The sequence below is a fragment of the Amycolatopsis sp. NPDC021455 genome (assembly GCF_040640995.1).
GTDB lineage: Bacteria > Actinomycetota > Actinomycetes > Mycobacteriales > Pseudonocardiaceae > Amycolatopsis.
In genome coordinates this window covers 54579-79202 of record NZ_JBFACT010000042.1, presented here as the reverse complement: position 1 = coordinate 79202, position 24624 = coordinate 54579, and the positions used below count along the sequence as shown (strand labels likewise).

Below are 24624 nucleotides of genomic sequence, written 5' to 3'. Positions count from 1 at the left end.
CCCCGGCCCTCCCACCCTGTCCCTCCCCCACGCACTACCGATCTGCTGCGCCGCGGCCCTGGCCGGATGTCTTGAACGACTCGTTCCTGTCGTCGGACGACAGGAACGAGTCGTTCAAGACATCGCCAGTGGCCGCTAACCGGAGGCGAGCTTCTTGCCCGCGTCGTACAGCAGGTGCAAGGCGTCCGCCACGCCGACGGTGGTGAGGACCGTGGCCGCCAGGCGGGCCGGTCGCGGCGCGATCACGAAGCCCGCGGCGAGGCTGGTACCGATCCAGACGTTCAGGCAGAACGGGCACGAGAGAAGCTCGCCCGCCGCGTGCTCGAAGTGGCCCTTGCCGGGCACGGACTCGTTCAGCTCGTCGTCACCGGCCGGCTCTTCGTACCGGGTGAACGGCGCGCGCACCGGGCTGGTGACCGCGTCCTTGGCCAGGAGTCTGCTCGCCTTGAACGTCGCCGCGCCCAGCAGCACCGTGTCGCCGAGGCCGAACCGGCGGGGCAGCCGGGCCCCGACCGCCCGGCCCAGCACGGTCAGCCCGCCGACGAAGGCGCCGTACACCCCCATCACCCCGAGGTAGCCGGCCAGCGGCCGGTCGGCCTCGCCGGCGTAGCCGCGTTGGATCCGCTTCGCTTTCTCGGTGACTTCCCCGACCACGCTCATGCGTCCGCCGATCCGGGCTTCATCATCTTGCCCTGCTGCTTCGCCTTGGCCTCGTCCGGCAGGACGCGGGAGCCGGCTGCCTGGAGCTTGTTCTTCAGCGCGCCGGGAACGATCTTGTCCTTCCCGGCCATCAAGGCTTCGTAGCCAGCTTCGGCGATTTCGGCCGGGGAGTCCTTGTCCCCGGCGGCGAGCTTGGTGTCCGTCATGTCGGCGCGTTCGAAGAACTCGGTGTCGACCGGGCCGGGCAGCATCGCGGTCACGGTGACGCCCTTGTCCTTCACCTCGGCGCGCAGGCCCTCGGAGAACGACGTCAGGAACGCCTTCGAGGCCGCGTAGACCGCCTGGTACGGCGCGGGCGACGTGCCGGCGATCGACGAGGTGAACAGCACCCGGCCGTGGCCGCGGCCGACCATGCCGGGCACGACCCGCTTGGTCAGGTGCACGGCCGAGCGCACGTTGAGGTCGACGACCGTCAGCTGGTCCTCCAGCAGGGTGTCGCCGGCGAACTCGCCGTTGATGCCGACGCCGGCGTTGACCGCCAGTGCCTCCACCGGCCGGTCCGCGAGGTGCCGGACCAGCTCCTCGACGCCGTCGGGGGCGGCCAGGTCGGTGCGGACCGCCTCGACCTGCGCCCCACACGCGCGGACCTCGTCCGCGGCCGCGGCCAGCTCGGCGTCCTCGGCGGCCAGCACGACGTCGAAGTCGTGCCGGGCGAACTGTTTCGCCAGCTCGAGCCCGATCCCGCTGGACGCGCCGGTGACGACGGCCAGCGGCCTGGTTGCGGTGGTCATGCGTGCTCCTTCCGTCCTTTCCTGGCGGCTACCCGCCGCGGCGGGCGGCAATCATGGTTTCCCGGTACGCCGGGCGGGTATTTCGCGGCGGTGGGACGCACCAGACTCCGGCGCAGTGACCTGCGCGGCCCCGGCATCCGGCGGATCCGCCGCGGCCGCGGGTTCTCCTATGCCCTGCCCGACGGGTCGCCGGTGACCGACGCCGAGCTGCTCGAGCGGATCAAGGGCCTGGTCATCCCGCCCGCGTGGCGGAACGTGTGGATCTGCCCGTACCCGAACGGGCACGTCCAGGCGGTCGGGACCGACGACGCCGGGCGGCGCCAGTACCTCTACCACGAGCAGTGGCGGAAGGACCGCGACGAGGAGAAGCACGACCGCGTGCTGCAGATGGCCCGGCGGCTGCCGCAGTGGCGGGCCCAGGTCGAGGCCGACCTCGCCGGCAGCGGCCTGACGCGGAAACGGGTGCTCGCCGCGGCCCTGCGGATGCTCGACCGGGGCATCTTCCGCACCGGCGGCGAGGAGTACGCGGAGGAGAACGGCACCCACGGCGTCGCCACGCTGCTGCGTGAGCACGCCGCCGTCCGCGGCGACGAATGCCGGTTCTGCTACGTCGCCAAGGGCGGCCTGGACCGCGAGGTGGCCATCTGCGACGCGGGGCTGGCCAAGGTCGTGAAGGCTCTGCTGCGCAGCCGCTCGGGCAGCGACCGGCTCCTCGTCTACCGCGAGGGCGGCACGTGGCACGAGGTGCACGCGGCCGACGTCAACGAGCGGTTCAAGGAACTGGCCGGCGAAGACTGCACGGCGAAGGACATGCGCACCTGGAACGCGACGGTGCTGGCCGCGGCCGCGTTCGCCGCGGCGGACCCGCCGACGTCGGAGACCGCCCGCAAGCGCGCGGAGGCGAAGGTGATGAAGGAGGTCTCGAAGGCGCTCGGCAACACCCCGGCCGTCTGCCGTTCGTCCTATGTGGACCCCCGGCTGGTCGAGGCCTACCGCGGCGAGCGCACGATCGCGCCCGCGCTCAAGCGGGCGGCCCGGCTCGACGGCGACGAGGCGCGGGCGATGCTCGAAAAAGCGTGCGTGCGCCTGCTGAAAGCTTCGTGATTGAAGACCACCAGGACGGGGAACCCGGGCGCGCGCAGACGTCCACGAGCGGCAGGGGGCACGGTGAGTGAACGCCAATCCATCCGAACGTGTACTGGCCCGCCGACGCGCTCGTCCGGGACCCTGGGGACGATGAACCCGGACTCCTCCCCCGTGCGCTGGCGCGCGTCGATCGGCCTCGCCGTCGGCGGCGGCGCCGTGTCGAGCATCGTGGAGTCCGAGCACGGCAGCGAAGGCTCCGCGCGGGAGTGGATCGAGCACAAGCTGCCCCGCACCCGCTTCCCGGCCTGGATCCCGCCCGCCCGCCGCGCGGACGGCGTCGAGCTGTTCGGCCGGGTGGCCCGCGGCCGGGTCGTCACGGGCCGGCTCGTGCCGACGTGGCAGTCCGACACGGACACAGCGGTCTGGCACGCCGACCGGGCCGGCGACCACGTGCAGTGGCGCCGCTGTCCGGCCGGCGAGCGCTGAAGCTCCCCGCCGTCGTGGTCGGGGACGGCGTGCCGACCGAGCTCACGCCGGTCAGCAGCCGCCGCCTGCTGCCCCGTTGTCCCTCGTCGTCGTTTCCCATGCCTGTCCGGCTGCGCCAGGGGCTGCGGTGAAGCTGTGCGTCGCCGATCGGTCACGCAAGGCGAGCGGGTATGCTCACCCTCAATACTCAACAAATTGACTAGGTGAGGTGCGCTGTGAGCAGCTTCCGCAAGGCCGTCGAGGCCCGCGATCCCGACGCCATGGCCGCGACGCTGGCGGACAACGTCGTGTTCCGCAGCCCGGTGGCGTTCAAGCCGTACCCGGGGAAGGCGATCACCGCCGCGATCCTGCGCGGCGTGCTGCGCGTTTTCGAGGACTTCCGCTACGTGCGCGAGCTGAGCGGCGGCGAAGGCCGCGACCACGCCCTCGTCTTCGAGGCCCGGATCGGGGACGTGCGGGTCGAGGGCTGCGACTTCCTGCACTTCGACGAAGACGGCCTGATCGACGAGTTCACGGTGATGGTCCGCCCGCTGTCGGCGGCGCAGGCGCTGGCCGAGGCGATGGCGGCGCAGTTCGACCGGATCCAGCAAGAAGCAGTCAACTAGTTGAGTATGGCACTGCGACACGCGCTGATGGCGGCGCTGCTCGAAGGCGAGGCGTCGGGCTACGACCTGGCGAAGGGGTTCGACGCCTCGGTGGCCAACTTCTGGGCGGCGACGCCGCAGCAGCTCTACCGGGAACTCGATCGCATGGCGGCCGGCGGCCTGGTGCACGCCCGGGTCGTGCACCAGCAGCGGCGGCCGGACAAGCGGCTGTTCTCGCTGACCACGGCCGGGCACCGGGCCCTGCACGAGTTCACGGCCCGCCCGCCGCGCCCGGGGGTGATCCGCGACGAGCTGCTGGTCCAGGTCCAGGCGGTCGACGCGGGCGACGAGACGGCGGTCCGGCGCGCGCTCGAGGAGCGGCTGAGCCGGGCGGAGGCGAAGATCGCCCGCTACGAACGGCTTCGCGCGCGGTTGCTGGACGGCCGCTTCGAGGACGACTACCTCGCCGAAGCCGAGCGGATCGGGCCGTACCTGACGCTGATGCGCGGCCTGTCGTTCGAGCGGGAGAACCTGCGCTGGTGCGAGCAGTCGCTGAAGATCCTCGCCCGCCGCCAGGGCACTTTCACGTGAAAGTGCCCCCGGGGCGCTTGTACGGCTCTTGTACGGCCCCCGCCGACGATGCGTCCCATGTCATTGCACCGTCTCACCCAGGCGGCACTCGCCGCCGGCGTGCTCGCGGGGCTGGTCGCCGCGCCGGCGTCCGCCGCCGCGGCCGCGCCGTCGACCTTGCCCGCCGACCAGTACACCCTGACCGCCAACTACAACCAGTTCGACGCGGTGAACAGCGCTCTGGTGTCGACGCTGGGCACCGCGGCCGTCCACACCGTGATGGAGAACGCGAACCACGACCGCGCCGCGCTGCCGTCGTCGTTCTCCGTCGCCGGGCTCTCCACGGGGTTCCGCTTCGACAGCGACGACAACTCCGACTGCACCAACTACCCGCAGGGCATCACCACCAGCCGCGACGCCGTCGGGACGGCGAACGGCGGGAACTACGACGGGCACCAGCTCGTCGCGGTCAGCTGGTACACCAAGGACGGCTGCAGCGGTGACCAGTCGCGCAGCCGGATCACCCTGGCCGACTGGGACGCCGACTACCCCAACAAGTACCGCAAGATCCTGCTCGTCGAGCCCACCGGGACCGCGGACGCCCCGGACTTCAAGGACATCCCGATCCACGCCGGCGGCATGTCCTGGTACGGCGACTACCTCTACGTCGCCGACACCGGGAAGGGCATGCGCGTGTTCGACATGCGCAAGATCCTCAAGACGAACAGCGGCGGTACCGCCGACCAGATCGGCCACCAGAGCGGCAGCACGTACTACGCCCACAACTACGCCTACGTCCTGCCGCAGGTCGGCACGATCTCGTCGAAGACGACGTCGGGGACGAACCTCGCGTGGTCGTCGATCTCCCTCGACCGGGTCAGCAAGTCGATCGTGATGACCGAGTACACCTGCTCCTCGGGCTGCACGGACTACCCGAACCGGGCGCCGCGGGCGATCCGCTACCCGTTCGCCTCCACCGGTACCTTCGCCGCGACGACGACGGCGAGCCAGGCGTTGCAGCTGCCCTGGTACAAGCTCAACGGCGTGGCTTCGCACAACGGCCGCTGGTGGTTCAACTCCTCCGGCTCGAAGCAGCTCTACTACTGGAAGCCGTCGGCCGCCGCGCAGACCTTCGCCTGGGTCGGCAGTGGCGAGAGCCTTTCCTACTGGGAGGACGACACCGCCGCCGACCTGCTGTGGTCGCTGCAGGAAGGCGCGGGCAACCGCAACGTCTTCGCGGTCACCCAGGCCACCTACGGCGGTGGCTGAGCCGGCCTGAACAGAACGGGCCCGTCCGGGGCAAGATCCCCGGACGGGCCCGTTTCGCGTGCCGACCCGCACCCCGCGAGGGTGTGGTTGCGCTCCGGCCCGCTGCCCATACTGGGTTCATGGAGGCGAAACGACGGCTCGGCGAGTTCCTCAAGAACCGCCGCGCCCACCTGCGGCCGGAGGACGTCGGCCTGGCCACGTACGGGGACCGCCGCCGCGTGCCGGGACTGCGCCGCGAAGAGCTCGCCCGGCTCGCCGGGGTGAGCGCGCCGTACTACTCGCGGCTCGAACAAGGACAGTCCGCCAACGCCTCCCCCGAGGTGCTGGAAGCGATCGCCCAGGCACTGAAGCTCGACGAAACCGAACGCCGCCACCTCCACGAGCTGGCCGCCGGCGCCCGGGGGCCCGCGACGCGACGGCGTCCGGCGCCGGAGCACGTCACCCCCGCCGTCCGGCAGCTCCTGGCCACCCTCGCCGACGTCCCGGTGGTCGTGCTCGGCCGGCGCAGCGACGTCCTGGCGTGGAACACCGCCGGGCACGCCCTGTTCGCCGGGCACCTCGACCCGGCCGCGCCCGAAAAGCCCGGCCGCCGCCCGAACATGGCGAGACTCGTGTTCCTCGACCCGCACACCCGCGAGCTGTACGCCGACTGGCCCGCCAAGGCCCGCGCGGTGGTGGCGTCGCTGCGGATGGCGTCCGGCCGGTACCTGGACGACCCGCGCCTGGCCGAGCTGGTCGGCGAACTTTCCCTGCGCAGCACCGAGTTCGCGACGTGGTGGGCGGACCAGCGGGTCAAGTCCGGCGGCGACGCGGTCTACGAGATGCGCCATCCGCTGGTCGGCACGATGACGGTCACGCACCAGGCGCTGGCCACCGAGCACGACGAGCACATCGTCGTCGCCACCACCGAACCCGGTTCCCCGTCCCACGCGGCGATGACCCTGCTCACCCACACCACCGCCACCGCGCGGCGCACCCAGCCCGCGCGCGACTGACGAAACCCCTCCCTCACAAGGCATCCGCGACGGATGCCGGGCCGAACGCGCCCGAAAACCCCTGGAGAAAGAGAACGATGAACGAAATCAAGCTCGGCGACGTCACCGTCACGCGCGTCGAGGAACAGCACGGCCCGGTCATGCCGGCCCGGGACTTCTTCCCGGACCTGCCGGAGCGGGCATGGCAAGAGCACCGCCACGAGCTGGAGCCCGACCACCTGACCGCCGACGACCTGGTCCTGTCGGCGATGCAGACCTGGGTGCTGCGCAGCGAAGGCCGCACGATCCTCGTCGACACCGCGGTGGGCAACGACAAGCACCGCCCGGCCGTCCCCGCGTGGGACCACCTGCGGCTGGACTACCTGGACCGGCTCCGCGCCGCCGGCGTCCGGCCGGAGGACGTCGACCTGGTCGTCAACACCCACCTGCACCTCGACCACATCGGCTGGAACACGCGCCTCGCCGACGGCGAGTGGGTGCCGACCTTCCCCAACGCCACCTACCTCATGCCGCGCGCGGACTTCGAGCACTGGGACCCGGCCCGCAACCCGGCCGTCGCCGGGGGCGTCAACGAACACGCCTTCGAAGACAGCATCCAGCCGGTGTACGAGGCAGGCCAGGTCCGGCTGTGGGAGGACAGCCACCCGATCGACGCCCACCTCCGCCTCGAAGCCGCACCCGGCCACACCCCCGGCGCCAGCGTCGTGAAGCTGGCGTCCGGGAGCGACCGGGCCCTGTTCGCCGGCGACCTGCTGCACACTCCCCTGCAGCTCGCGGAGCCCGGGCACAGCAGCTGCTTCTGCGAAGACCCGGCCCAGGCGAACGACACCCGGCGCCGCCTGCTGGGCTGGGCCGCCGACGAAGCCGTCCTGCTCCTGCCCGCCCACTTCGGCGGCCACAGCGCGCTGGAGGTCGAACGCCGCGGCGGCTCGTTCGCCGTCAAGCGGTGGGGGCCGTTCTCGCACCGGTGACCATCGGGTGAGATCCCGATCACGTCCGCGTGGTTCGGCGAGCCAGGAGGGCAGGCGCCTGCCATCCTGTGCCGTCAAGAGGACGCGGACGAGAGGACACCCCCGTGGGCATCATCGCTTGGATCGTGCTCGGTCTCATCGCCGGGGTGATCGCGAAAGCTCTCATGCCGGGCAAGGACCCGGGCGGCTGCATCATCACGATCCTGCTGGGCATCGCGGGCGCGTTCGTCGGCGGCTGGGTGGGCAAGACGCTGTTCCACACCCAGCTCGGCACGTTCTTCGACCTGCGCACCTGGGGCCTGGCGATCCTGGGTGCGCTGATCATCCTGGCCGGCTACCGGCTCATCTTCACCCGCCGCGACTGACCCGCGGGCGCGGGGCGTCCGGCTGCAGCGGAGATGTTGTGTCACAGCGGTTTTCGAACTGAGGTGAACGGAAAACCCCTGTTCGCACCAAGGTGCCCGCCGGTTGCGGTGTCTATGCTGGACACCTGCCAGACCCACGGTTCCCGGGAAGTTGCGCGACATGAACGACCAGCGGCAGGTGCTCGTCCGGGCGGAGTCCCGCCGCGTCACCGTGCCCGACGTCGGCGGCAGTCGCGAGACACTTTCCTACCCCGGTGTCACGCTGACCCGCGTCATCGCCGGCATCCCGGACGACGAGACCTGGCTGCCGATGGGCGACCGCCCCAGCGAGGTCGACGACGAAGCCCTCATCGCCGCCCTGCGGGAGGCGTTCCTCTGGCGGATCGGACTCCACTGAACGGCCGCGCGAGTATCGGCCGCGTTCCCGGGTAGCCCTCTCTGGAAGGAGGGGCCGCACGGTGCGAGTGAACTGGGGAGCAGCGGACGAGCCGGGGTGGCGGGTGCTGGACGTCGCCGGAGCCGGAGTTCCCGACCTGACGAGCGCGCGCCGGTGGGCGGAGGCCACGCTGGCGGCGCTCGGAGAACGACACCGGGTCGACGCCTTGATCGTCGTCGGGGAGCTGCTGGAGAACGCGTACGTGCACGCCGGCGGGCCGCACCAGCTGCGGATCCACCAGGCGCTCGACCCGTGCGTGGTCACCGTGGCCGTCGCCGACGCCGGAACCGGCGAACCGCGGCCGCGGGTACCCGGCCGGACCGGTGGCCGCGGCCTGCTCATGGTCGACCAGCTGGCCTTCGCCTGGGGCGTCAGCCACCACGACGACGGCAAGGTCGTGTGGGCCCGCCTGTCGTGCGAGTAGCGGCTTCAGCGCTCCCGCGGTTTTCCGTTCCAGTGGACGACGTCGCCGAACTCGACGAACTTCCGCAGGTGCTGCTGCTCGGTGCGGGCTTGGATGGGGAGCCGGAAGATCGAGCCGTCCGGCCAGGTCAGCGTGCTCTTGCGGAAGCTGAGCTCCGGCGCCTGCGGCTTGCGCGCTTCCCAGACGATCCGCGGCGGCGGCGCGTCGGCCGGGTCGGTGGCGGTCGATCCGGTGTCCACCACCGCCAGGCACGAAGGCGAGCACGCCAGCCAAGCGCCCCCCACGGACCGGAGCCGGTCGGCCAGGTCGAGTGCCATCGCGTTCTCCGGGCCCGAAACGCCGATCACCCGCTGGAACGGCAGTCCCGGCCTCTCCCCGTGCGCCAGGGCGAAGACGCCGAACACCGCGGCGCCGATCCCGCGCAGGATGTTCCAGAAGAACCGCCGGACCAGCCGTTTCCCCTTGACGGTGCCGTCCTGGCGGCGGCCGGGGACGTCGTAGCCCACGTCGGTGTCGCCGAGGTGCAGCACGATGACCGGCTCGCGCCACCGGTCCCGCATCAGCGTCTCGACCCGTTCCCGGAACCCGGGCCGGACCCGGGTCTCCTCCGCCCAGCGTTCGAGGCGCTCGCTCAAATGTCCAGGTCCTTGCGCGTGTCCTCCGGGCTGCGGTCCCCGCCGATCTCGCTCTTGTCGAACCACGGTTCGTCGCCCTCCGGCGTGACGGCTTCCTTGCCTTCGGCGAAAGCGCCCTTGCCCGCTCCGATACCGGCCTTCACGCCCGCTCCGGCCAGGAACGGCTTCACGCCGGCCGACGTGCCGAACATCGTCGTGAGCGCCCGGTTGCTCGGCTGCCAGCCCTGGGCGGCCGCACCGAAGCCGAACTTCGTCTCGCCGGGCATCACGCCGACGCGCAGCTTGCGGGTGAACACCTCCAGCTTCCCGGAGTACTTGACCAGGAACTCCATGAACTTGTCGAGCAGCTTGCCGAACTTGCCGAGGTAGCGCGTCACCTTCTGCAGCACGCTGGCCGCCTTGGCGATGGACGCGGTCATCGCGGCCGCGACCGAACCGCCGAAGCTGATCACCGACGCGGCCAGCGCGGGCAGCCAGAGAGTGATCAGCCAGGACACCAGCTCGGTGATGATGCCCTTGATCACCTCTTCGATGACCACCATGACCATCGACCACATCTGCAGCACCTCGGCCACCGAGCCGGCGGCCGAGCCGATGCCGCGAATCCCCGACGAGAAGTCGCCGAGGGCTTCCTTCGCGGCGTTGCCGGCTTCGTCCACCCATTCGGCCAGCGCGGTGTCGCCGGTGCGCTCGAAGTCGTCGGCGAGCGCGACGAACCCCTGCGCGATCGTGACGAAGTTCTCCGACGCGTGCCCGATGGCCGGGCCGTCGCCGGTGACCTGGTGCAGCGCGTCCTGCAGCGGCTGGACCAGTTCGAGCAGCATGTTGAGGCCGTGGCTGACCAGCCAGCCGATCGGGTCCATGGCGAAGGTGACCATGTCGCCCGCGGCGGCCCCGACGAACGCCGCACCGTCACCGACCAGCGCGGCCCCGGCGGACGCCAGCTCGCCCGGGCCGTCCGCCTCGGCGGCCTGCTTCGCGTGCTCGCCGATCTTCTTGCCCGCCTTGTAGGCCGTGCCGGCCACGGGCACGTACCCGGCCGCGCGGTCGAGGTTGGCGCCCGTGCTCTCGTCGTAGGCCCCGACGTTCAGCGCGTCGGCGATGCTCTTCTTCGGCTCGGTCATTCGCCCTTCCCCAACGCGTCGATTTCCGCCTCGTACCGGCCGAAGGTGACCTTCCCGGCGTCTTCCACGCCCTGGTACATCTCCGCGGCCTTGGTGAGCTTGGCGGTGAAGCCGTCCACGCCGTCCTTCAGGTCGGTGAGCAGGGACCGCAGCTCGGTGAGGCGTTCGGTGTAGCCCTGCTTGGCGAAGAGGCCGACGAGGCCCCACGCTTCGTCGGTCACGTCCGCGGCGTCGATCTTGGCACCGAACTTCTCCGCTTCCTGCTCGTAGTAGGGCAGCTGCCGGGCGTAGGCGGAGATCGCGGCGATGTTCGTCTGTATTCCGTCTGGCATGGCGTTCCCTCAGGATCGGCGGAGGATGGGGCCCTGGCCGAAGTCGTCGTCGTCCTCGGCGGCGGGCCGTCGGGCGGGCCGCGACGGCTGCCGCGGCTGAGGCTCCGACGCGGGCTCGGCCGCCACGGTTCCGAACGCTTCGGCCTGGGCCTCGCGGACCTGCGCCGAGACGTCGACGCCGAACGCGTCGCCGAAGGCGTCGTCCACGATGCCGGCCTGCTGCTGCGCGGCCCCGGCCGCCGCCCGGCGGATGGTGTCCATGATCGTCGCGGCGAGCTGCCCGGCTTCCACGCGGGTGGCGCCGGCGGTGAGCCGCAGGCCGGTGATCGTCCCGCCGGCGCCCGCGGTCACCGTCACGGTCCCGTCCGGCGAGGTGACGGTGGTCTCCAGCCGGGCGATCCGCTCCTGCATGTCACCCACGCCGGCGAAGCGGGCCTCGGCTTGGCGCACCTTGCTGCGGAAGTTCTCGAACTGGGCGATCAGCTCGTCCATCTGGGCGGACATCGTGTCTCCCTTTGCGCGGTTCGGGGCCTGTTGTCCGCATCATGACAGAACAGCCCGGGCGCCCGATCCGTTTTCGGGAGATCACCCGCTCAGAAGTCGACGAGCTCCACCGTCACGGTGAAACTTCCGCCCACCTCCAGGCCCTCGGCGTCGCGGACGGCACGTTTGATCGGCAGCGCGTAAGCGCCGCGCGCACTGTCCGGGAAGATCGACGTCCGCCAGCTCGTCGCGCCGACCGTGGCCCGGACGCGCACCGAACCGAACCCGCGACGCGGTTCCGCCGCGAGCTCGCGGATCTCCTCCGATTCGTCGGCGGGCAGGCTCACGAACGTCCAGCTCTCGGTGCGCCGGGCGTCCCATTCCCACAGTTCGGCTTCGAAGACGACGATCACCGCAGCAGTGTCACACGAGGCACCGACAGTTTTGCGGCCTCAACCCACCGGAACGGCCCGGCGACCGCCCCGGCTAGGCTCTTCGTCGGCGAAAACGACCACTTTCGCCGAGGCAAGCGCACCACGACGCGGGGAGAACACCCACATGCTGGACCGAGCGGTCATCGACGCCCTCTTCCCTGCCGACCTGCCCGAACCCGAGCACTGGGAGCAGCAGTACCCCGCCCGGCAGCTGCCCGAGGGCGCGCTGGTCACGCGCCTCGGCCCGTCCCCGACCGGGTTCGTGCACCTCGGGGGCATCTACGTCGGCCTCATCGACCAGGACGTCGCCCGGCGCTCCGGCGGCCGCTACCTCGTCCGCGTCGAGGACACCGACCAGTCCCGCGAGGTCGAGGGCGCCCTGGAGCAGTTCGAACGCGGCTTCTCCTACTTCCACCTCGCCGCCGACGAGGACCTCGCCCGCGGCGGCGACTACGGCCCCTACCAGCAGTCGGCCCGCGAGCGGATCTACCTCACCTACGTCCGCGACCTGCTCCGCCAGGGCAAGGCCTACCTCGACTTCGCCACCAAGGACGAGCTGGCCGCCATCACCCAGCGGCAGCAGGCCACCAAGCTGCCCACCGGCTACTACGGCAGCTGGGCCATCTGGCGCGACGCCGACCCGGCCGACGTCCAGGCCAAGCTCGACGCCGGAGCCCCGTACGTCGTGCGGTTCCGCGCCCCGGACGACACCGGCGCCCGCGCCCGCTTCACCGACGCGATCCGCGGGCCGCTGGAGGCCGAGGCCAACCGCAACGACGTCGTCATCCTCAAGAGCTCCGACCAGAGCCCGCGGCTGCCGACCTACCACTTCGCGCACGCCGTCGACGACCACCTCATGCGGGTGAACCTGGTGATCCGCGGCGACGAGTGGATCTCGTCGGTCCCGGTGCACCAGCAGCTGTTCGACGCGCTCGGCTTCGAGCCGATCACCTACGCGCACATCGCGCCGCTGATGAAGCAGGAGGGCGGCAGCAAGCGCAAGCTGTCCAAGCGCAAGGACCCCGAAGCGTCGGTCGACTTCTTCATCGAGGCCGGTTACCCCGCCGAGGCCGTCCTGTACTACCTGCGCGGCCTCGTCAACGGCCGCCTCGCGGAGATGCCGCTCGAGCAGGCGCTCACCGAGCCGATCAACCTCGACGAGTGCGGCGTCGCCGGCCCGCTGGTCGACCTGGTCAAGCTCGACGACATTTCGGCCGACCACATCGCGACCCTCTCCGGTGCCGCGATCCTCGAAGCCGTCCGCGGCTGGGCCGAGCGGTTCGACCCCGAACTGCGCCGGGTCCTCGACGAGGAGCCCGACCTGGCCCTGCGCGCGCTGGCCGTCGAGCGCGACGGCGCCGAGAACCCCCGCAAGGACCTGAAGAAGTGGAGCGACTTCCGCCCCGTCTACGGCTTCTTCTTCCCCCAGCTTCACGCCGCCGTCAGCGGTCCCGACGACGAGCGCATCGCCGCGCTCGGCGTCGACCGCGCGGTCGTCCAGGCCGTGGCCCGGGACTTCGCCGCGGACTACCGCCAGCTCGACGACGGCCAGGAGTGGTTCGAGCAGATCCGCGCGGTCGCGGCCAAGCACGGCTTCGCCCGCAACGCCAAGGAGTTCAAGAAGAACCCGGAGGCGTTCCCCGGCTCGATCCGCGAGGCCTCGCAGATCATCCGCATCGCGCTCACCGGGTCCACGCGCAGCCCGGACCTGCACGCGATCACGCAGGCACTGGGCCAGGAAGAGGTCCTGAACCGGATCTCCGCGCTGACCAAGTAGTCAGGCGCCGTCCTCGAAGGGCTGGAAGCCGGGTCGCACGATGCTCGCCGACCCGGCCGGCCCCTCCGGCCGGAGCGTGATCACGCCCGTCGCGTCCTCGCCGTCCAGCCGGGCGAGGAGACGGGCCAGCGCTTCCGAGCGCTCACGATGCCCGCCGACCCGGCCGCCCCTCCGCCCGCAGGGTGACCAAGGCTGCCGCGTACTCGCCGTCCAGGCGGACCAGCGCTCCCGACGCGCCGACCGGGGTCGATGCGCAGCCCCGACCTCCACGCGACCACGCCGGCACCGGGCCACGAAGAGGTCCTGAACCGGAACCCGGATATTCAGTCGTCCTCGAAGGGCTGGAAGCCGGGTCGCACGATGCTCGCCGACCCGGCCGGCCCCTCCGGCCGGAGCGTGATCACGCCCGCCGCGTCCTCGCCGTCCAGCCGGGCGAGGAGGCGGGCCAGCGCTTCCGGCGCGCCCACCGGTTCGGCCGGCGTCTGGATCAGCGTGCGGTGCAGGATGCCCACGTCCCAGCCGTCGGCGCTGCCGCTGCCCGCCGGGGCCCGGACGGTCGCGTCGAGCAGCCAGCGCGGCGGCTTGCCGGTCAACGCCGGTGTCGCGTGCGCGGTCAGGCCGACGACCTGGTCGGCGCGCAGCAGGCCGTCACTGAGCGTGGCGATCCAAACCTTGGTCAACCCCATGGGTTCTACGGATAACAGCCCGGCGCGGGTACCGCAATCCCCTGATCATTCGGGTTCGTTCTTCGTCTCTTCCATCATCAGCAGGGCGCCGTTGCTTTCCCCGTCCGGGCTGCGCAGGGGGCTGCAGAGCAGCCGGACGACGGCCGCCCGGCCGCGCCGGTTGATCGCGTCGAGCAGCAGCTCGCCGTAGTAACCGGAGTCGGCCAGCGCTTCGCGCACCACCGGGCGCAGCTCCGCGACCGGCAGGCCGATGTCCAGGTTCAGCAGGTGGGTGCCTTCGGCCTCTTCCCGCCGCACGCCCCAGAGGTCCTCGGCGCCGCGGTTCCACGCCTTGATCCGCATCTCGGCGTCGATGACGACGATGCCGGCCCGGATCGAGGTGAGCACCGACTCGAGGAACTCGTTCACCTCGTCGAGGTCGAGGCTGCGCTCGCGCAGCGCGTCGTTGATCGTCTGCAGCTCGTCGTTGGTGGACTGCAGTTCCTCGTTCATCGTCTCCAGTTCCTCGTTGGTGGACTGGAGCTCTTCGTTGGTCGTCTCCAGTTCCTCCACTGTGGACTGGAGTTCCTCGTTGGTGGTCTCGAGTTCCTCGTTGGTCGACTGCAGTTCCTCGTAGGCCGACTCCAGCTGCCGGTTCGTGTGCTCGAGCTCGGTGAGCAGCTGGCGCGCCCAGCTCACGTCGTGGAACACCACCGAGACGCCGAGCAGCGACTTGTCCTTGCCCACCAGGGGGTTGACGTGGACCTCGTACCACACGGTCTCGCCGGCCCGGCGCCACTCGACGTCCTTGATCCGCAGCGACCGGCGCTCGAGGCGGGCCTGTTCGACGTACGCGCGCAGCGCCACCGGCCGGTAGGAGACGTCCAGGTCGCGCAGCGGCCGCCCGATGTCGCGTTCGGACAGTCCGAACGCGACCTCGGCCTGGGCGTTGACCAGCGCCGTCGTCTCCTCTTCGGTGAAGACGATCTGCGCGACCGGGCTCGCCGAGAACGCGTGCTCCCGCAGTTCCTCGAGCCCGGAGATGTCCTGGGTGCGTCGCTGGGGAAACCCGTGCGAGACGAAGTGGTTGAAGCTCGCGGGGGTGGTCATCGCCTTGCGGAAGACCCGCCGCTTGAGGTCGAGCGGCTCGAAGATCCGGGTGTGCGACAGCAGCATCTCGGCCTTGCCCAGGAAGAGCACGCCCCGGGGCGCGAGCGCGAAGTGGAACCGCTCCAGGATCTTCGTCTGCGTCTCGGCGTTGAAGTACATCAGCGTGTTGCGGCAGACCAGCAGGTCGATCCGGGAGATCGGCGCGTCCTGCACCAGGTCGTTGCGCCCGAAGATGACCGACCGGCGCAGGTCCTTGCGGAAGCAGTACCGGCTGCCCTGCAGCTCGAAGTACCGCTCCAGGTGCGCTTCGGAGAGCCCTTCGACCTCCGCCGGCGTGTAGGCGGCGTGCCGGGCCTGCGCCAGCGCCTCGTCGTCGACGTCGGTGGCGTAGATCTTCACCCGCTGCCGGAACGCTTCGACCCCCAGCGCGTCGGCGAAGAGCATCGCCAGGCTGTAGGCCTCCTGCCCGGCCGCGCAGCCGGCGCTCCACACCCGGATCGGCTCTTCGGGACTGCGCTCGGCCAGCAGCGCGGGCAGCACGTGCAAGCGCAGGTGGTCCCATGCGTCCGGATCGCGGAAGAACCCGGTCACGTTGATCAGGATGGTGTTGAACAGCGCGACGAACTCGTCGGCGTTGACCTGCAGCTGGTCGATGTAGTCCGCGTAGTTGTCGATCTCGACCTGTGTCATGCGGCGGCGGACCCGGCGCATCAGGCTGCTCCGCTTGTACCCGGTGAAGTCGAAGCCCCGCGACTCCTTGAGGTAGGTGAGCACGGACTCGAACTCGCCGTTGGGTTCCTTGGGCTCGGTCACGGTCCGACACGCTACCCGGCCGGACGGTCACCGGCGGTGCCGGGCGGGGAGAGCAGCACTGCCCAGACGACCTTGCCACCGGCCCACGACCGGCTGCACCCCCACGTGCGCGCGATCTGCGCGACCAGCTTCAGCCCCATGCCGGGCTCCAACGGGGAAAGCCGTTCGAGCAGGGTGGCCGGCCGCGAGTCGTCGTCGGCGACGGCCACCGTGCAGACGCCGCGGCGGAGGTCGAGCCGCAGCCGCGGCTCCGACGTGGTGTGCGTCAGCACGTTCTCCACCAGCTCGGTGACGATGAAGCGGGCGTCCTCGGCCAGCTCCGGCACCGCCCATTCGGTGAGCTTGGCGGTGACGAACTCGCGGGCCTGGGCCGAACTGCCGTCGGCACGGGGGAAGACGCGGTGACTCCGCCGCCGCACCGGGTGGTCCAGCGCCACCACCGCCGCGGACAGGTCGGCGCGAACCGGGACGTAGCGGTCGACGACGTGGCGGTTCAGCAGCACCTTCGCGGGCTCGCCTGCCACGACTGTGAACGGGATGCCCGGCCAGTCCCCGATCCGCATGGCGATCAGGGAGAAGACGCTCACCAGGGCCGGGTCTCCGATCGTCAGCCCGCTGATGTCGGCCACCAAGCCGTCCGGCGCGTCCGTCGCGAACTTGAGCAGGCCGTCGCGCAGCGAAGGGTACGACGCGACGTTCAACTCGCCGGTGACCGTCACGACGGTCGCCTCGCCGCGGCTGCCGACTGCGAAGTGAACCGGGGCGAAACTCATTCCGGCACCGCTTCCTCCAAATCGTCGCCGGTCGCTTCGAGCAGGAACCGGCGCAGCGTCTCGGCGGCACCGGCGGCCTCCCTGGCGGACGCGGCGTACCGCTGCGCGAGGCCACCCGGCTGACTGCCGCCGGCCTTGGCAGCCAGCTTCCCCGCCAGTGCCGCTTTCTCGTCGAGCGCGCGCAGCGCCTTCTCCAGGGCGAACCGGAACTCGCCGTCGTGGGCGGCGAGCAGTGCCTGCGCCGACCAGGCGTGCCCGATCCGGCAGCGGTACCGGCCCCCCGGATCGATCTCGGTGAGCGACCCCTCGCAGTCGGGGCAGGTGTAGCCCGATCCGTCGTCCCGCAGGGCAGGCGAAAGCGCGCCCACCCGCACTCCGTCGCGGGCGATCCGGTCCTCGAGCAGCAGGGTCGCCGGTGGCGGCGGGATCTCGAAGGGATCCACCGGGATCCGGACCAGCTTGTCGAGCAGTGCGCCGATCTCGACCGCCCGCGCCACGTATTCGGTGTCCACCAGGGCAAGAGCGTTCTCGGGCATTCCGCTGTAGAGCGCGTCGGCAGGGTCCTGGACCACGGCGAGGCCACCCCGGTCCACGATCGCGCGCAACCCGGCGGCCCCGTCGTCGAGGACCCCCGAGAGGACGACCCCGATGACCTTCGGCCCCCCGGTCAGCGCGGCCGACCGGAAGGTGGCGTCGACCGCGGGCCGGTGGCCGTTCTCGGTCGGTCCCTGTGTCAGGACGAGCGACCCGTCTTCGGTGAGCAGGTGCCGGTCGGGGCGCGCGACGTACACGGTGCCCGGTTCGAGGGACGCACCGTGGCGCGCGGGCCGGGCCGGGAGCGGTCCCGCACGGTCGAGGATTCCGGCCAGCGCGCTGTGCGACCCCGCGGCGAGGTGCATGGTGACCACCACGGTGCCCGGGAAGTCGGCGGGCAGCGTGGACACCACGGCGCGCAGGGCTTCCACCCCGCCGGCCGAAGCTCCGACGACCACGAGGTCACGCCGGAAAGGCGGCACGGCGTCCACCTCCTCACCGTCGGCTTCACGGTAGACCAGGTCGCCCGCTACGACGAGTAACCCCTGGCGATCGGGCTAAACACCATCCGTCAGGAGTACCGGCCGACGTGGTCCACGATCGCCTTCCCGATCTCGGCCAGCGGCAGCACGGCGCGCACCAGCCCGGTACCGATCGCCGCGCCCGGCATGCCGAAGTGCGCGGAGGTGCCCTCGTCCTGGGCGAACACGGTGCCGCCGCAGTGGACGACCGCGCGGATGCCGATCTGGGCGTCGGTGCCCCGGCCGGTCAGGACGACGGCCAGCGCCCGGGCGCCGCACGTGACGGCGAGCGTGGCCAGCAGCAGATCGGCCGAAGGCCGCGCGGGCGGGAGGGCGCCGGTGTCCAGCAGCCCGATTCGGGCCGCCGAGGTGACCAGGAGGTGCCGCGCCGCGGGGACGACCAGGACCGCGCCGGGGACGAGTTCGCCGCCGTCGGCCGCCTCACCGACCGGCAACGCGGTGCGCCTGGCCAGGATCGCGGTCAGCTGGCTCGTCCGGCTCGGGTCGAGGTGCTGCGCGACGAGCACCGCGGCCGGGAGATCCGCCGGGAGCGGGCCGAGCACCTGGCTGAGGGCGTCCAGGCCGCCCGCGGAGGCGACCAGGGCGACGACCGGGAAGCGCAGCGGGGAGACCGCGGTCACCGGGCCGCACCGCCGACGGCGAGCTTCTCGCATCGACGGCCGCACGCTTCTCGACGACCGCGCATGAACGACATCGTGTCACCGATTCCCGCGGCTCACCAGCCGGGAGTCCGGACCATCCCCGATGCCGGGCCCGGTCCGGACGTGAGATGCTGCGACCGCGCAGGCAGGCCGAGGCGGGAGGCGGAACGGGTGACCACCTGGATCGACGTCATCAACTTTGTCCGGACGCGGTACGAAGTCCTCGAGGAGCGGGACGGCTGGCTGCGGTTCCGGCTCGACGGCCCGCAGGACCGGACTCAGCAGGTGACCGTGCACCACCTCCCCGAGCTCGACGGCGGCTCGTGGGTCGAGATCTCCTCGCCGGTCGGCTGGGCCGACCGCATCGACCTGCGGAAGCTCCTCGAGCTCGCCGGCGGTTCGGCCGTCGGCGGCGCGGCGGTGGTGGACGGCGTCGCCCTGCTCAAGCACACGGTGCCCCTGGAGGACCTGAGCATCCAGGGGGAGTTCGAGCGCCCGCTCAAGACGGTCGTCGCCCGCGCGGACGCCTTCGAGCACGAGCTCACCGCCGCCGACGAGTTCTGACCGTCCCGGCCTCGTTCCCGCTCGCCGGGCGTGACGGCCGCTGCGATGTCCTGAACGAGTCGTTCAGGACGCCGGACGTCCTGAACGAGTCGTTCAAGACATCGGGAGAGTGGCCCGGGTGCCGGTTCAGTCCGCGCGCCGGGCGCGGGCCGTCCGGCGGCGGCTTTCCTTCTCCAGCGCGGTGACCAGTTCCTCCTTGGACATCCGGGACCGGCCGGGGATGCCGAGCTGCTTGGCTCGTTCGTACAGGTGCTGCCGGCTCGCGGTCGCGTTCACCCCGCCGCGGGTCGGCCGCACCGGCTGCCCGGCGCCCCGGGCGGCCTGCTCGTCGGACGGGCCGCGTTCGGGCTTGGCCTCCCAGTGGTCGCCGACCTTCTCGAAGGTGTGCTTCAACGCCGCGTAGGCGGTCTGCTGGGCCCGCCTGCCGGGGCCGTAGGTCTTCAGCGCGGAGTCGTGCGCGGCCACCCACGTGTCCTGGGCCTTGCGCGGCGACCGCAGCAGCGTGCTGGGCAAGTCTTCGCGTCCGGGCATGGGGCCCGGCTACCCCGCGGTCGCGGGGGTGAAACGGCCGTCCGGCGTGGACACCCCCGGACGGCCCGGCACCGGGCTCGGGCATGCTGGGGGCCGGTGTTTTGCGGGGACGAGGGGACGAAAGGGCGAACATGGGTGCTTCACCCGATTTGAGCATTCCGGAGAAGGTCGACAGCCCGGTGACGCCGAAGCCGCCGGCTTCGGGCGTGGCCCGGTGGCTGCTGGAGCATCGGGTGGCTCCGGTCGGCCGCGCGGGCGGCGAGGACCACGGCACGCCGCAGGCCTGGTGGAAGGTCATGTGCCTGACCGGCGTCGACTACTTCTCCACCCTCTCGTACCTGCCGGGCATCGCCGCCCTCGCCGCGGGCGCGCTCTCGCCGCTGGCGACCCTGCTGATCGTCGCCCTGACCCTGCTGGGCATGCTGCCGATGTACCGCAGGGTGGCCGCGGAAAGCCCGCACGGCCAGGGCTCGGTGGCGATGCTGGAGGACCTGCTGCCGTTCTGGCGCGGCAAGCTGTTCGTCCTCACCCTGCTCGGGTTCGTCGCCACGTCGTGGATCATCACGATCACCCTGTCGTCGGCGGACGCCACCGTGCACATGCTGGAAAACCCGTACCTGCCGGGCTTCCTGCACGGCCACGCGGTCCTCATCACCGTCGTGCTGCTGCTGATCCTCGGCGGGGTGTTCCTGCTCGGCTTCAGCGAGGCCGTCGGGGTCGCCATCCCGCTCGTCGCGGTCTTCCTGCTGCTCAACGCCGTGGTCACGGTCGCGGGGGTGATCGACCTGCTGGGCGACTCCGCCGCCCTCTCCCGCTGGACCGACGCGCTGACCGCCGGCGGCGGCGGGTTCACCGGCGTCATCGGGCCGGCCGTGCTCGCGTTCCCGTTGCTCGTGCTGGGCCTGTCGGGATTCGAGACCGGGGTCAGCATGATGCCGCTGGTCGCGGCCGACGGGAAGACCGCGGAAGAGAAGCTGGAGTCCCGGATCCGCAACACGCGGAAGCTGCTGACCGCGGCCGCGGTCATCATGTCGGTGTTCCTGATCGCGACCAGCTTCGTCACCACCGTGCTCATCCCGGCCGACGCCTTCAAGGACGGCGGCGAAGCGAACGGCCGCGCGATGGCCTACCTCGCCCACCACGAGCTCGGCGAGATCTTCGGGACCGCCTACGACATCAGCAGCGTCCTGATCCTGTGGTTCGCCGGCGCGTCGGCGATGGCCGGGCTGATCAACATCGTCCCCCGGTACCTGCCGTCCTACGGCATGGCCCCGGAGTGGGGCCGCGCCGTGCGGCCGGTCGTGCTCGTCTACACGGCGATCAGCATCCTCATCACGATCGCGTTCGGCGCCGACGTCAACGCCCAGGCCGGCGCCTACGCGACGGGAATCCTGGCGATGATGGTCTCCGGCTCGGTCGCGGTCAGCATCTCGGCGATCCGGCGGCGCAAGCACGGCGCCACCGCGGGGTTCGTCGTGCTCACGCTCGTGCTGCTGTACGCCCTCGTCGAAAACGTCATCGAAAAGCCGGACGGCATCGCCATTTCGGCCCTGTTCATCCTCGGGATCATCGTCGTCTCGCTCGTTTCCCGGGTTTCGCGGACGACGGAACTGCGCGCGGAACACATCGAATTCGACGAAGAGGCCCGCCGGTTCATCGCCGACTCGCTGGCCAACGACGGCGCCCTCAACATCATCGCCAACCGGCGCCAGGGCGGCGACGACGCCGAATACTCGGCCAAGGAAGCCGAACAGCGCGGGATGAACCCGGTGCCCGGCGCCGCCGACATCCTCTTCCTCGAAATCGACGTCGTGGACCCGTCGGAGTTCAGCAACGTGCTCAAGGTCCGCGGGGTCGACGTCGACGGGCACCGGATCCTCCGCGCGGACAGCCCCGCCGCGCCCAACGCGATCGCCGCGATCCTGCTGGCGCTGCGGGACGTGACCGGTGTCCGGCCCCAATGCCACTTCGAATGGTCCGAGGGCAACCCGCTCGGGCACCTGTTCCGCTACCTCCTGCTCGGCCGCGGCGACACCGCGCCCGTCGTCCGCGAAATCATCCGCAGCAGCGAAAAGGACCCGGCCCGCCGTCCGGGCATCCACGTCGGCGGCTGAGGGAGCGCCCGCTCAGCAGGTCTCTTGCGCGGCGGTGGCCGGCAACCGTGCTCCGGCAGGTCGAACCGGTTGCCTTCCGGGTCGATCCCCCGGTACTCGGCGAACGGCCGGTCACCGCCGCGCAGGACCGGCCGGGGCACTCCCGCCGCCGCGAGGCGATCGGCGCGGCGGCGAGTCCGGCTTCGCGCTGCCCTGACCCACCTGGCGGCCGGCGCTTCTCCTACCAGCCGCGGAACTGGCTCGCGCCGCCCCGGCTCACCTGGTCGCGGGCGGCGGCCCCGCGCGCCGGATCGGCGCACGAACAGGCGCTCCCGCCGGCCGCGGCATGCGGGCGGGCGCGCGAGCCGGGGCGCGCGACGGCGCACGAACCGGTGCGGGGCGCTGCACCCTCGCCGGACGAGCGGGCGCGGGCGGTACCGGACCGGGCCGGTTGGCCCAGGAGTCGAAGAGGACGATCAACCACGCGACGGCGGCGAAGCCGAGCCCCAGCAGCACGTTGACCAGCGCGCCGAGGATCCCGGCGACGAACAGCACGGGCAGCACGGCCAGCAGGCAGAACGGGTCGATCCGGCCGAACTTCGGGCGGGACGGCCCTTCGCGCGGGCTCACCGCGCGGGCTCCGGGTTCTTCGGCGGCATACCTGCAGTATGCAACGCCGGGCCCGGCGCGGCCACCGCGTCACTCTCCGGCACGGACCGCGAACACCATCCCGATGTCCGCCGCTTCCTGGACCGGGTCCTGCACCACCTCGACCGCGAAACCCCGTGCGGCGAAGACGTCACGGACCGTGTCGCGGTGCCGCCGCCACCCTTCGACTTCGACGACCGCCTGCCGGACGAGTGGCCAATGCCGGTCCTCCAGCCCCCGCAGCACGTCGAGCTCGGCTCCTTCGACGTCGACCTTCAGCAGGTCGACGCGGTCGATGTCCTGCTCGTCGAGCACCGCCGACAGTGGCCGGACGCGGACGCGGTGGGTCTCGAGCTCCCGCATCACCCGCAGCTTGCGCCCGACGATCCCGCGCAGGACGGGCGCCGGCACGCGGCGCAACGCCGTGCCGAGGCCGCCCCGGCGGATCATCTCGACGACGCTGGCGGTGACCCGCCGCCGTTCGGCCTCGACGTTCCCCTCGTCCCGCAACGACGACGAAAAGATCGTCGCGGCCGGGAAGTAGCTGAAGTCGAGCTCGTCCTCGCGGGCCGCGAGCCCGAACGGCAACGCGGTCAGCCGCCCATCGAAGAATTCGCGGCCGTTGCGCTCGAGGGTTTCGTGGAGCGGTGGCAGCGGCTCGAAGGCGTAGATCCGCACGTCGCCGTCCAGCCGCTCGTACACGGCCGCGGAGAAGACGCCGACGTTGGCGCCGACGTCGAGGACGGTCGCGCCGGGGGCGAGCTCGACGCCGTGGCCGAAGTAGGCACCCACCTCCTCGCGCAGGAAGGACACCTCCCACGGGTTGATGCTGTGGAGGTCGATCACGTCCTTGGTCACGCACCGAGGAATATCAGCATCGGACCGCCTGAGCCAGGCCCGTTCGGCGGCTCCTCACCGGTTGCTCGCGTCCTCCTCGACGTGCAGGGCGGCCTGTTCCGGGCCGGCGGCGGGGGCCGAACCGGCGTCCACGCCCACCTGGTCGGGTTCGGTGTCGGCCGGCGGGCCGTCCCCTTCGACCGGTTCCAGCTGGATCGGCCGGTGCGAAGCCGAGCCGGCGTCCGGGGCCTCGCGGACCTCGGCCGCCATGGAGCCGCCGGCGATGTCGGCGGAGATGCCGGTGTCCTCGGCGTACTCCCGCACGGTCGTGTCCTCTTCGGATGCCTCTTCGGCCGCCGGGTCCGGGCGTTCCTCGGCGAGCCGCTCGCCCAGCGGCCGCGGGTGGGCCTGCTCCCACGGGGTCATCCCGTACTTCGTCACCCCCGACCAGTGTTCGGGGGGATCCATGCCCTCTTCGAGCGGGTCGACGCGCAGGCGGTCCTCGTCGAGGTCTTCGGCGCTGTTCAGCGCGACCGGGTCGGTCTCGGCGGCATCGGGCGCGCCGGTGTCCTGCGGCGGGTCGTAGGGCTGGTTCGGCTCGGTCATCGGGCTCCTTCGTCCGGTCTGCCCCGGACTTCCCGCTGAGGCGACCGCGAAACACGGCGGGCATCGACCGGGACAGCGCGCCGCGGGCGTAGACCTGCCGGCTGCCGAGCCGGGCGACCTGCTGACGGCGGCGGTGTCCCGCCCGCACGGGCCGAAGGTTGACCGGCACGCGGCGGGGTAGCCGGGCGGTATGGATCAGACGCGCGACGGCCGGCCCTCGTGGGCACACCGGGCCTTGCAAGCGGTGGAACACGCCGAAGTCCTCGACGGACCGGCCACCGTCGTCAGACGACTGCTCCGGAGGCCCGCGGCGAGCGCGGCCGGTCAGCAGCTGCGCGGCCGCGGGCTGGGCCACCCGCTGCACCCCATAGCGGTGACGGTCCCGGTCGGTGCCTGGCTGTGCTCGGCGGCGTTCGACCTGCGCCCGGACGGCCAGGAGACGGCGCGCAGGCTGGTCGCGGCCGGTCTCCTGGCGGCACCGGCGGCCATCCTGCTCGGCTTGGCCGACTACGCGGGCCTCGACGAGCGCCAACGCCGGGTCGGCCTGGTGCACGCGGCGGGCAACGCGCTGGCGACGGCCGCGTTCGGCGCTTCGTACGTCGCCCGCGGCCGGGGCGAGATCGGGCGTGGACGCCTGTTCGGCGCACTGGGCCTCGCGGCGACGAGCGTGGCCGGCGCGCTGGGCGGGCACTTGGCCTACGCGCAGGGGGCGGGAGTCTTCCGCTGGCAGCCGCTGGACGACCTCGCGCCGGCCGAGGTGGCCGGAGCCGATCCGGTCGCGCCCCGCAACCCCGCCTGACCGGCGCCGGCCTGTCCGCGAGGCAAGTCCGTGGAGGGCTGCTTCG

General features: G+C 71.7%; 30 protein-coding genes. 14 read left to right on the top strand and 16 right to left on the bottom strand.

Annotation, left to right across the window (positions count from 1 at the left end; genetic code table 11):
- Positions 1–135: 135 nt before the first annotated feature.
- Both AB0G28_RS33585 and AB0G28_RS33580 read right to left on the bottom strand, forming a co-directional pair.
- Positions 136–660 (bottom strand): DUF1360 domain-containing protein, encoded by a 525-nt coding sequence (locus AB0G28_RS33585; RefSeq protein ID WP_361098408.1) that lies wholly within the window; start codon positions 658–660, stop codon positions 136–138.
- A complete protein-coding gene (locus AB0G28_RS33580) occupies positions 657–1451 on the bottom strand; it encodes an SDR family NAD(P)-dependent oxidoreductase (RefSeq protein WP_361098405.1) in 795 nt (264 codons plus the stop codon). The genes AB0G28_RS33585 and AB0G28_RS33580 overlap by 4 nt, the downstream gene beginning before the upstream one ends.
- 90 nt (positions 1452–1541) lie before the next feature.
- On the opposite strand from AB0G28_RS33580, the gene AB0G28_RS33575 reads away from it, so the two are divergent.
- The 10 genes from AB0G28_RS33575 to AB0G28_RS33530 all read left to right on the top strand — a co-directional run bounded on the left by AB0G28_RS33575 (position 1542) and on the right by AB0G28_RS33530 (position 8637).
- Complete coding sequence (locus tag AB0G28_RS33575; RefSeq protein ID WP_361098401.1) at positions 1542–2555, top strand: DNA topoisomerase IB; 1014 nt, start codon at positions 1542–1544, stop codon at positions 2553–2555.
- 132 nt (positions 2556–2687) lie between these two features.
- The gene (locus AB0G28_RS33570; protein ID WP_361098398.1) at positions 2688–3023 is read left to right on the top strand and encodes a hypothetical protein; all 336 of its coding nucleotides are present in this window, start codon (positions 2688–2690) and stop codon (positions 3021–3023) included.
- A gap of 215 nt (positions 3024–3238) precedes the next feature.
- The gene (locus AB0G28_RS33565; RefSeq protein WP_361098395.1) at positions 3239–3628 is read left to right on the top strand and encodes a nuclear transport factor 2 family protein; all 390 of its coding nucleotides are present in this window, start codon (positions 3239–3241) and stop codon (positions 3626–3628) included.
- 6 nt (positions 3629–3634) lie between these two features.
- Positions 3635–4198, top strand: a complete 564-nt coding sequence (locus tag AB0G28_RS33560; protein ID WP_361098392.1) for a PadR family transcriptional regulator — start codon at positions 3635–3637, stop codon at positions 4196–4198.
- A 57-nt stretch (positions 4199–4255) separates the two neighbouring features.
- Positions 4256–5446 carry a hypothetical protein gene (locus AB0G28_RS33555; protein WP_361098389.1) on the top strand — a complete coding sequence of 397 codons (1191 nt, stop codon included), beginning with the start codon at positions 4256–4258 and terminating at the stop codon, positions 5444–5446.
- Positions 5447–5565: 119 nt separating this feature from the next.
- Positions 5566–6441 carry a helix-turn-helix transcriptional regulator gene (locus AB0G28_RS33550; RefSeq protein ID WP_361098386.1) on the top strand — a complete coding sequence of 292 codons (876 nt, stop codon included), beginning with the start codon at positions 5566–5568 and terminating at the stop codon, positions 6439–6441.
- A gap of 77 nt (positions 6442–6518) precedes the next feature.
- Positions 6519–7412 carry an MBL fold metallo-hydrolase gene (locus tag AB0G28_RS33545; protein WP_361098383.1) on the top strand — a complete coding sequence of 298 codons (894 nt, stop codon included), beginning with the start codon at positions 6519–6521 and terminating at the stop codon, positions 7410–7412.
- Between the two features lie 104 nt (positions 7413–7516).
- Complete coding sequence (locus tag AB0G28_RS33540; RefSeq protein ID WP_361098380.1) at positions 7517–7777, top strand: GlsB/YeaQ/YmgE family stress response membrane protein; 261 nt, start codon at positions 7517–7519, stop codon at positions 7775–7777.
- A gap of 160 nt (positions 7778–7937) precedes the next feature.
- The gene (locus AB0G28_RS33535) at positions 7938–8174 is read left to right on the top strand and encodes a hypothetical protein (RefSeq protein WP_361098377.1); all 237 of its coding nucleotides are present in this window, start codon (positions 7938–7940) and stop codon (positions 8172–8174) included.
- Between the two features lie 61 nt (positions 8175–8235).
- A complete protein-coding gene (locus AB0G28_RS33530; protein ID WP_361098374.1) occupies positions 8236–8637 on the top strand; it encodes an ATP-binding protein in 402 nt (133 codons plus the stop codon).
- Between the two features lie 5 nt (positions 8638–8642).
- Here the strand turns inward: AB0G28_RS33530 and AB0G28_RS33525 are convergent, their stop codons facing one another.
- The 5 genes from AB0G28_RS33525 to AB0G28_RS33505 all read right to left on the bottom strand — a co-directional run bounded on the left by AB0G28_RS33525 (position 8643) and on the right by AB0G28_RS33505 (position 11624).
- Positions 8643–9197 carry a hypothetical protein gene (locus AB0G28_RS33525; RefSeq protein WP_361098414.1) on the bottom strand — a complete coding sequence of 185 codons (555 nt, stop codon included), beginning with the start codon at positions 9195–9197 and terminating at the stop codon, positions 8643–8645.
- A gap of 71 nt (positions 9198–9268) precedes the next feature.
- Positions 9269–10396: a hypothetical protein gene (locus tag AB0G28_RS33520; protein ID WP_361098371.1), complete on the bottom strand. Its 1128-nt coding sequence runs from the start codon at positions 10394–10396 to the stop codon at positions 9269–9271.
- A complete protein-coding gene (locus AB0G28_RS33515; RefSeq protein ID WP_361098368.1) occupies positions 10393–10728 on the bottom strand; it encodes a hypothetical protein in 336 nt (111 codons plus the stop codon). The genes AB0G28_RS33520 and AB0G28_RS33515 overlap by 4 nt, the downstream gene beginning before the upstream one ends.
- A 9-nt stretch (positions 10729–10737) precedes the next feature.
- A complete protein-coding gene (locus AB0G28_RS33510; RefSeq protein ID WP_361098365.1) occupies positions 10738–11232 on the bottom strand; it encodes a YbaB/EbfC family nucleoid-associated protein in 495 nt (164 codons plus the stop codon).
- A gap of 89 nt (positions 11233–11321) precedes the next feature.
- Entirely contained in the window at positions 11322–11624 is a 303-nt protein-coding gene (locus AB0G28_RS33505) for a DUF1905 domain-containing protein (RefSeq protein ID WP_361098362.1), read from the bottom strand.
- A gap of 145 nt (positions 11625–11769) precedes the next feature.
- Here AB0G28_RS33505 and AB0G28_RS33500 point away from each other — a divergent pair, with 145 nt between their 5' ends.
- A complete protein-coding gene (locus AB0G28_RS33500) occupies positions 11770–13422 on the top strand; it encodes a glutamate--tRNA ligase family protein (RefSeq protein WP_361098359.1) in 1653 nt (550 codons plus the stop codon).
- A 323-nt stretch (positions 13423–13745) separates the two neighbouring features.
- Here AB0G28_RS33500 and AB0G28_RS33495 read toward each other — a convergent pair whose 3' ends face one another.
- The 5 genes from AB0G28_RS33495 to AB0G28_RS33475 form a co-directional block, all read right to left on the bottom strand.
- Entirely contained in the window at positions 13746–14108 is a 363-nt protein-coding gene (locus AB0G28_RS33495) for a hypothetical protein (RefSeq protein WP_361098356.1), read from the bottom strand.
- Between the two features lie 45 nt (positions 14109–14153).
- On the bottom strand, positions 14154–16010 hold the full coding sequence (locus tag AB0G28_RS33490; RefSeq protein WP_361098353.1) for a CheR family methyltransferase: 1857 nt from the start codon (positions 16008–16010) through the stop codon (positions 14154–14156).
- Between the two features lie 11 nt (positions 16011–16021).
- The gene (locus AB0G28_RS33485; RefSeq protein WP_361098350.1) at positions 16022–16783 is read right to left on the bottom strand and encodes an ATP-binding protein; all 762 of its coding nucleotides are present in this window, start codon (positions 16781–16783) and stop codon (positions 16022–16024) included.
- Positions 16780–17808 (bottom strand): chemotaxis protein CheB, encoded by a 1029-nt coding sequence (locus AB0G28_RS33480; protein ID WP_361098347.1) that lies wholly within the window; start codon positions 17806–17808, stop codon positions 16780–16782. The genes AB0G28_RS33485 and AB0G28_RS33480 overlap by 4 nt, the downstream gene beginning before the upstream one ends.
- Before the next feature lie 80 nt (positions 17809–17888).
- Complete coding sequence (locus AB0G28_RS33475; RefSeq protein ID WP_361098344.1) at positions 17889–18479, bottom strand: chemotaxis protein CheB; 591 nt, start codon at positions 18477–18479, stop codon at positions 17889–17891.
- A 192-nt stretch (positions 18480–18671) separates the two neighbouring features.
- Here AB0G28_RS33475 and AB0G28_RS33470 point away from each other — a divergent pair, with 192 nt between their 5' ends.
- A complete protein-coding gene (locus AB0G28_RS33470; protein WP_361098341.1) occupies positions 18672–19064 on the top strand; it encodes a hypothetical protein in 393 nt (130 codons plus the stop codon).
- 126 nt (positions 19065–19190) lie between these two features.
- Here the strand turns inward: AB0G28_RS33470 and AB0G28_RS33465 are convergent, their stop codons facing one another.
- Positions 19191–19595: a ChaB family protein gene (locus AB0G28_RS33465; protein ID WP_361098338.1), complete on the bottom strand. Its 405-nt coding sequence runs from the start codon at positions 19593–19595 to the stop codon at positions 19191–19193.
- 131 nt (positions 19596–19726) lie between these two features.
- On the opposite strand from AB0G28_RS33465, the gene AB0G28_RS33460 reads away from it, so the two are divergent.
- Positions 19727–21709, top strand: a complete 1983-nt coding sequence (locus tag AB0G28_RS33460) for an amino acid transporter (protein ID WP_361098335.1) — start codon at positions 19727–19729, stop codon at positions 21707–21709.
- Positions 21710–21964: 255 nt separating this feature from the next.
- On the opposite strand, the gene AB0G28_RS33455 is transcribed toward AB0G28_RS33460, so the two are convergent.
- From AB0G28_RS33455 to AB0G28_RS33445, 3 genes are all read right to left on the bottom strand, one after another.
- Positions 21965–22318 carry a hypothetical protein gene (locus AB0G28_RS33455; protein WP_361098332.1) on the bottom strand — a complete coding sequence of 118 codons (354 nt, stop codon included), beginning with the start codon at positions 22316–22318 and terminating at the stop codon, positions 21965–21967.
- A gap of 69 nt (positions 22319–22387) precedes the next feature.
- The gene (locus AB0G28_RS33450) at positions 22388–23194 is read right to left on the bottom strand and encodes an FkbM family methyltransferase (RefSeq protein WP_361098329.1); all 807 of its coding nucleotides are present in this window, start codon (positions 23192–23194) and stop codon (positions 22388–22390) included.
- A gap of 54 nt (positions 23195–23248) precedes the next feature.
- Entirely contained in the window at positions 23249–23779 is a 531-nt protein-coding gene (locus AB0G28_RS33445) for a hypothetical protein (protein WP_361098326.1), read from the bottom strand.
- Positions 23780–23969: 190 nt separating this feature from the next.
- On the opposite strand from AB0G28_RS33445, the gene AB0G28_RS33440 reads away from it, so the two are divergent.
- A complete protein-coding gene (locus tag AB0G28_RS33440; protein ID WP_361098323.1) occupies positions 23970–24578 on the top strand; it encodes a DUF2231 domain-containing protein in 609 nt (202 codons plus the stop codon).
- Positions 24579–24624: the final 46 nt, after the last annotated feature.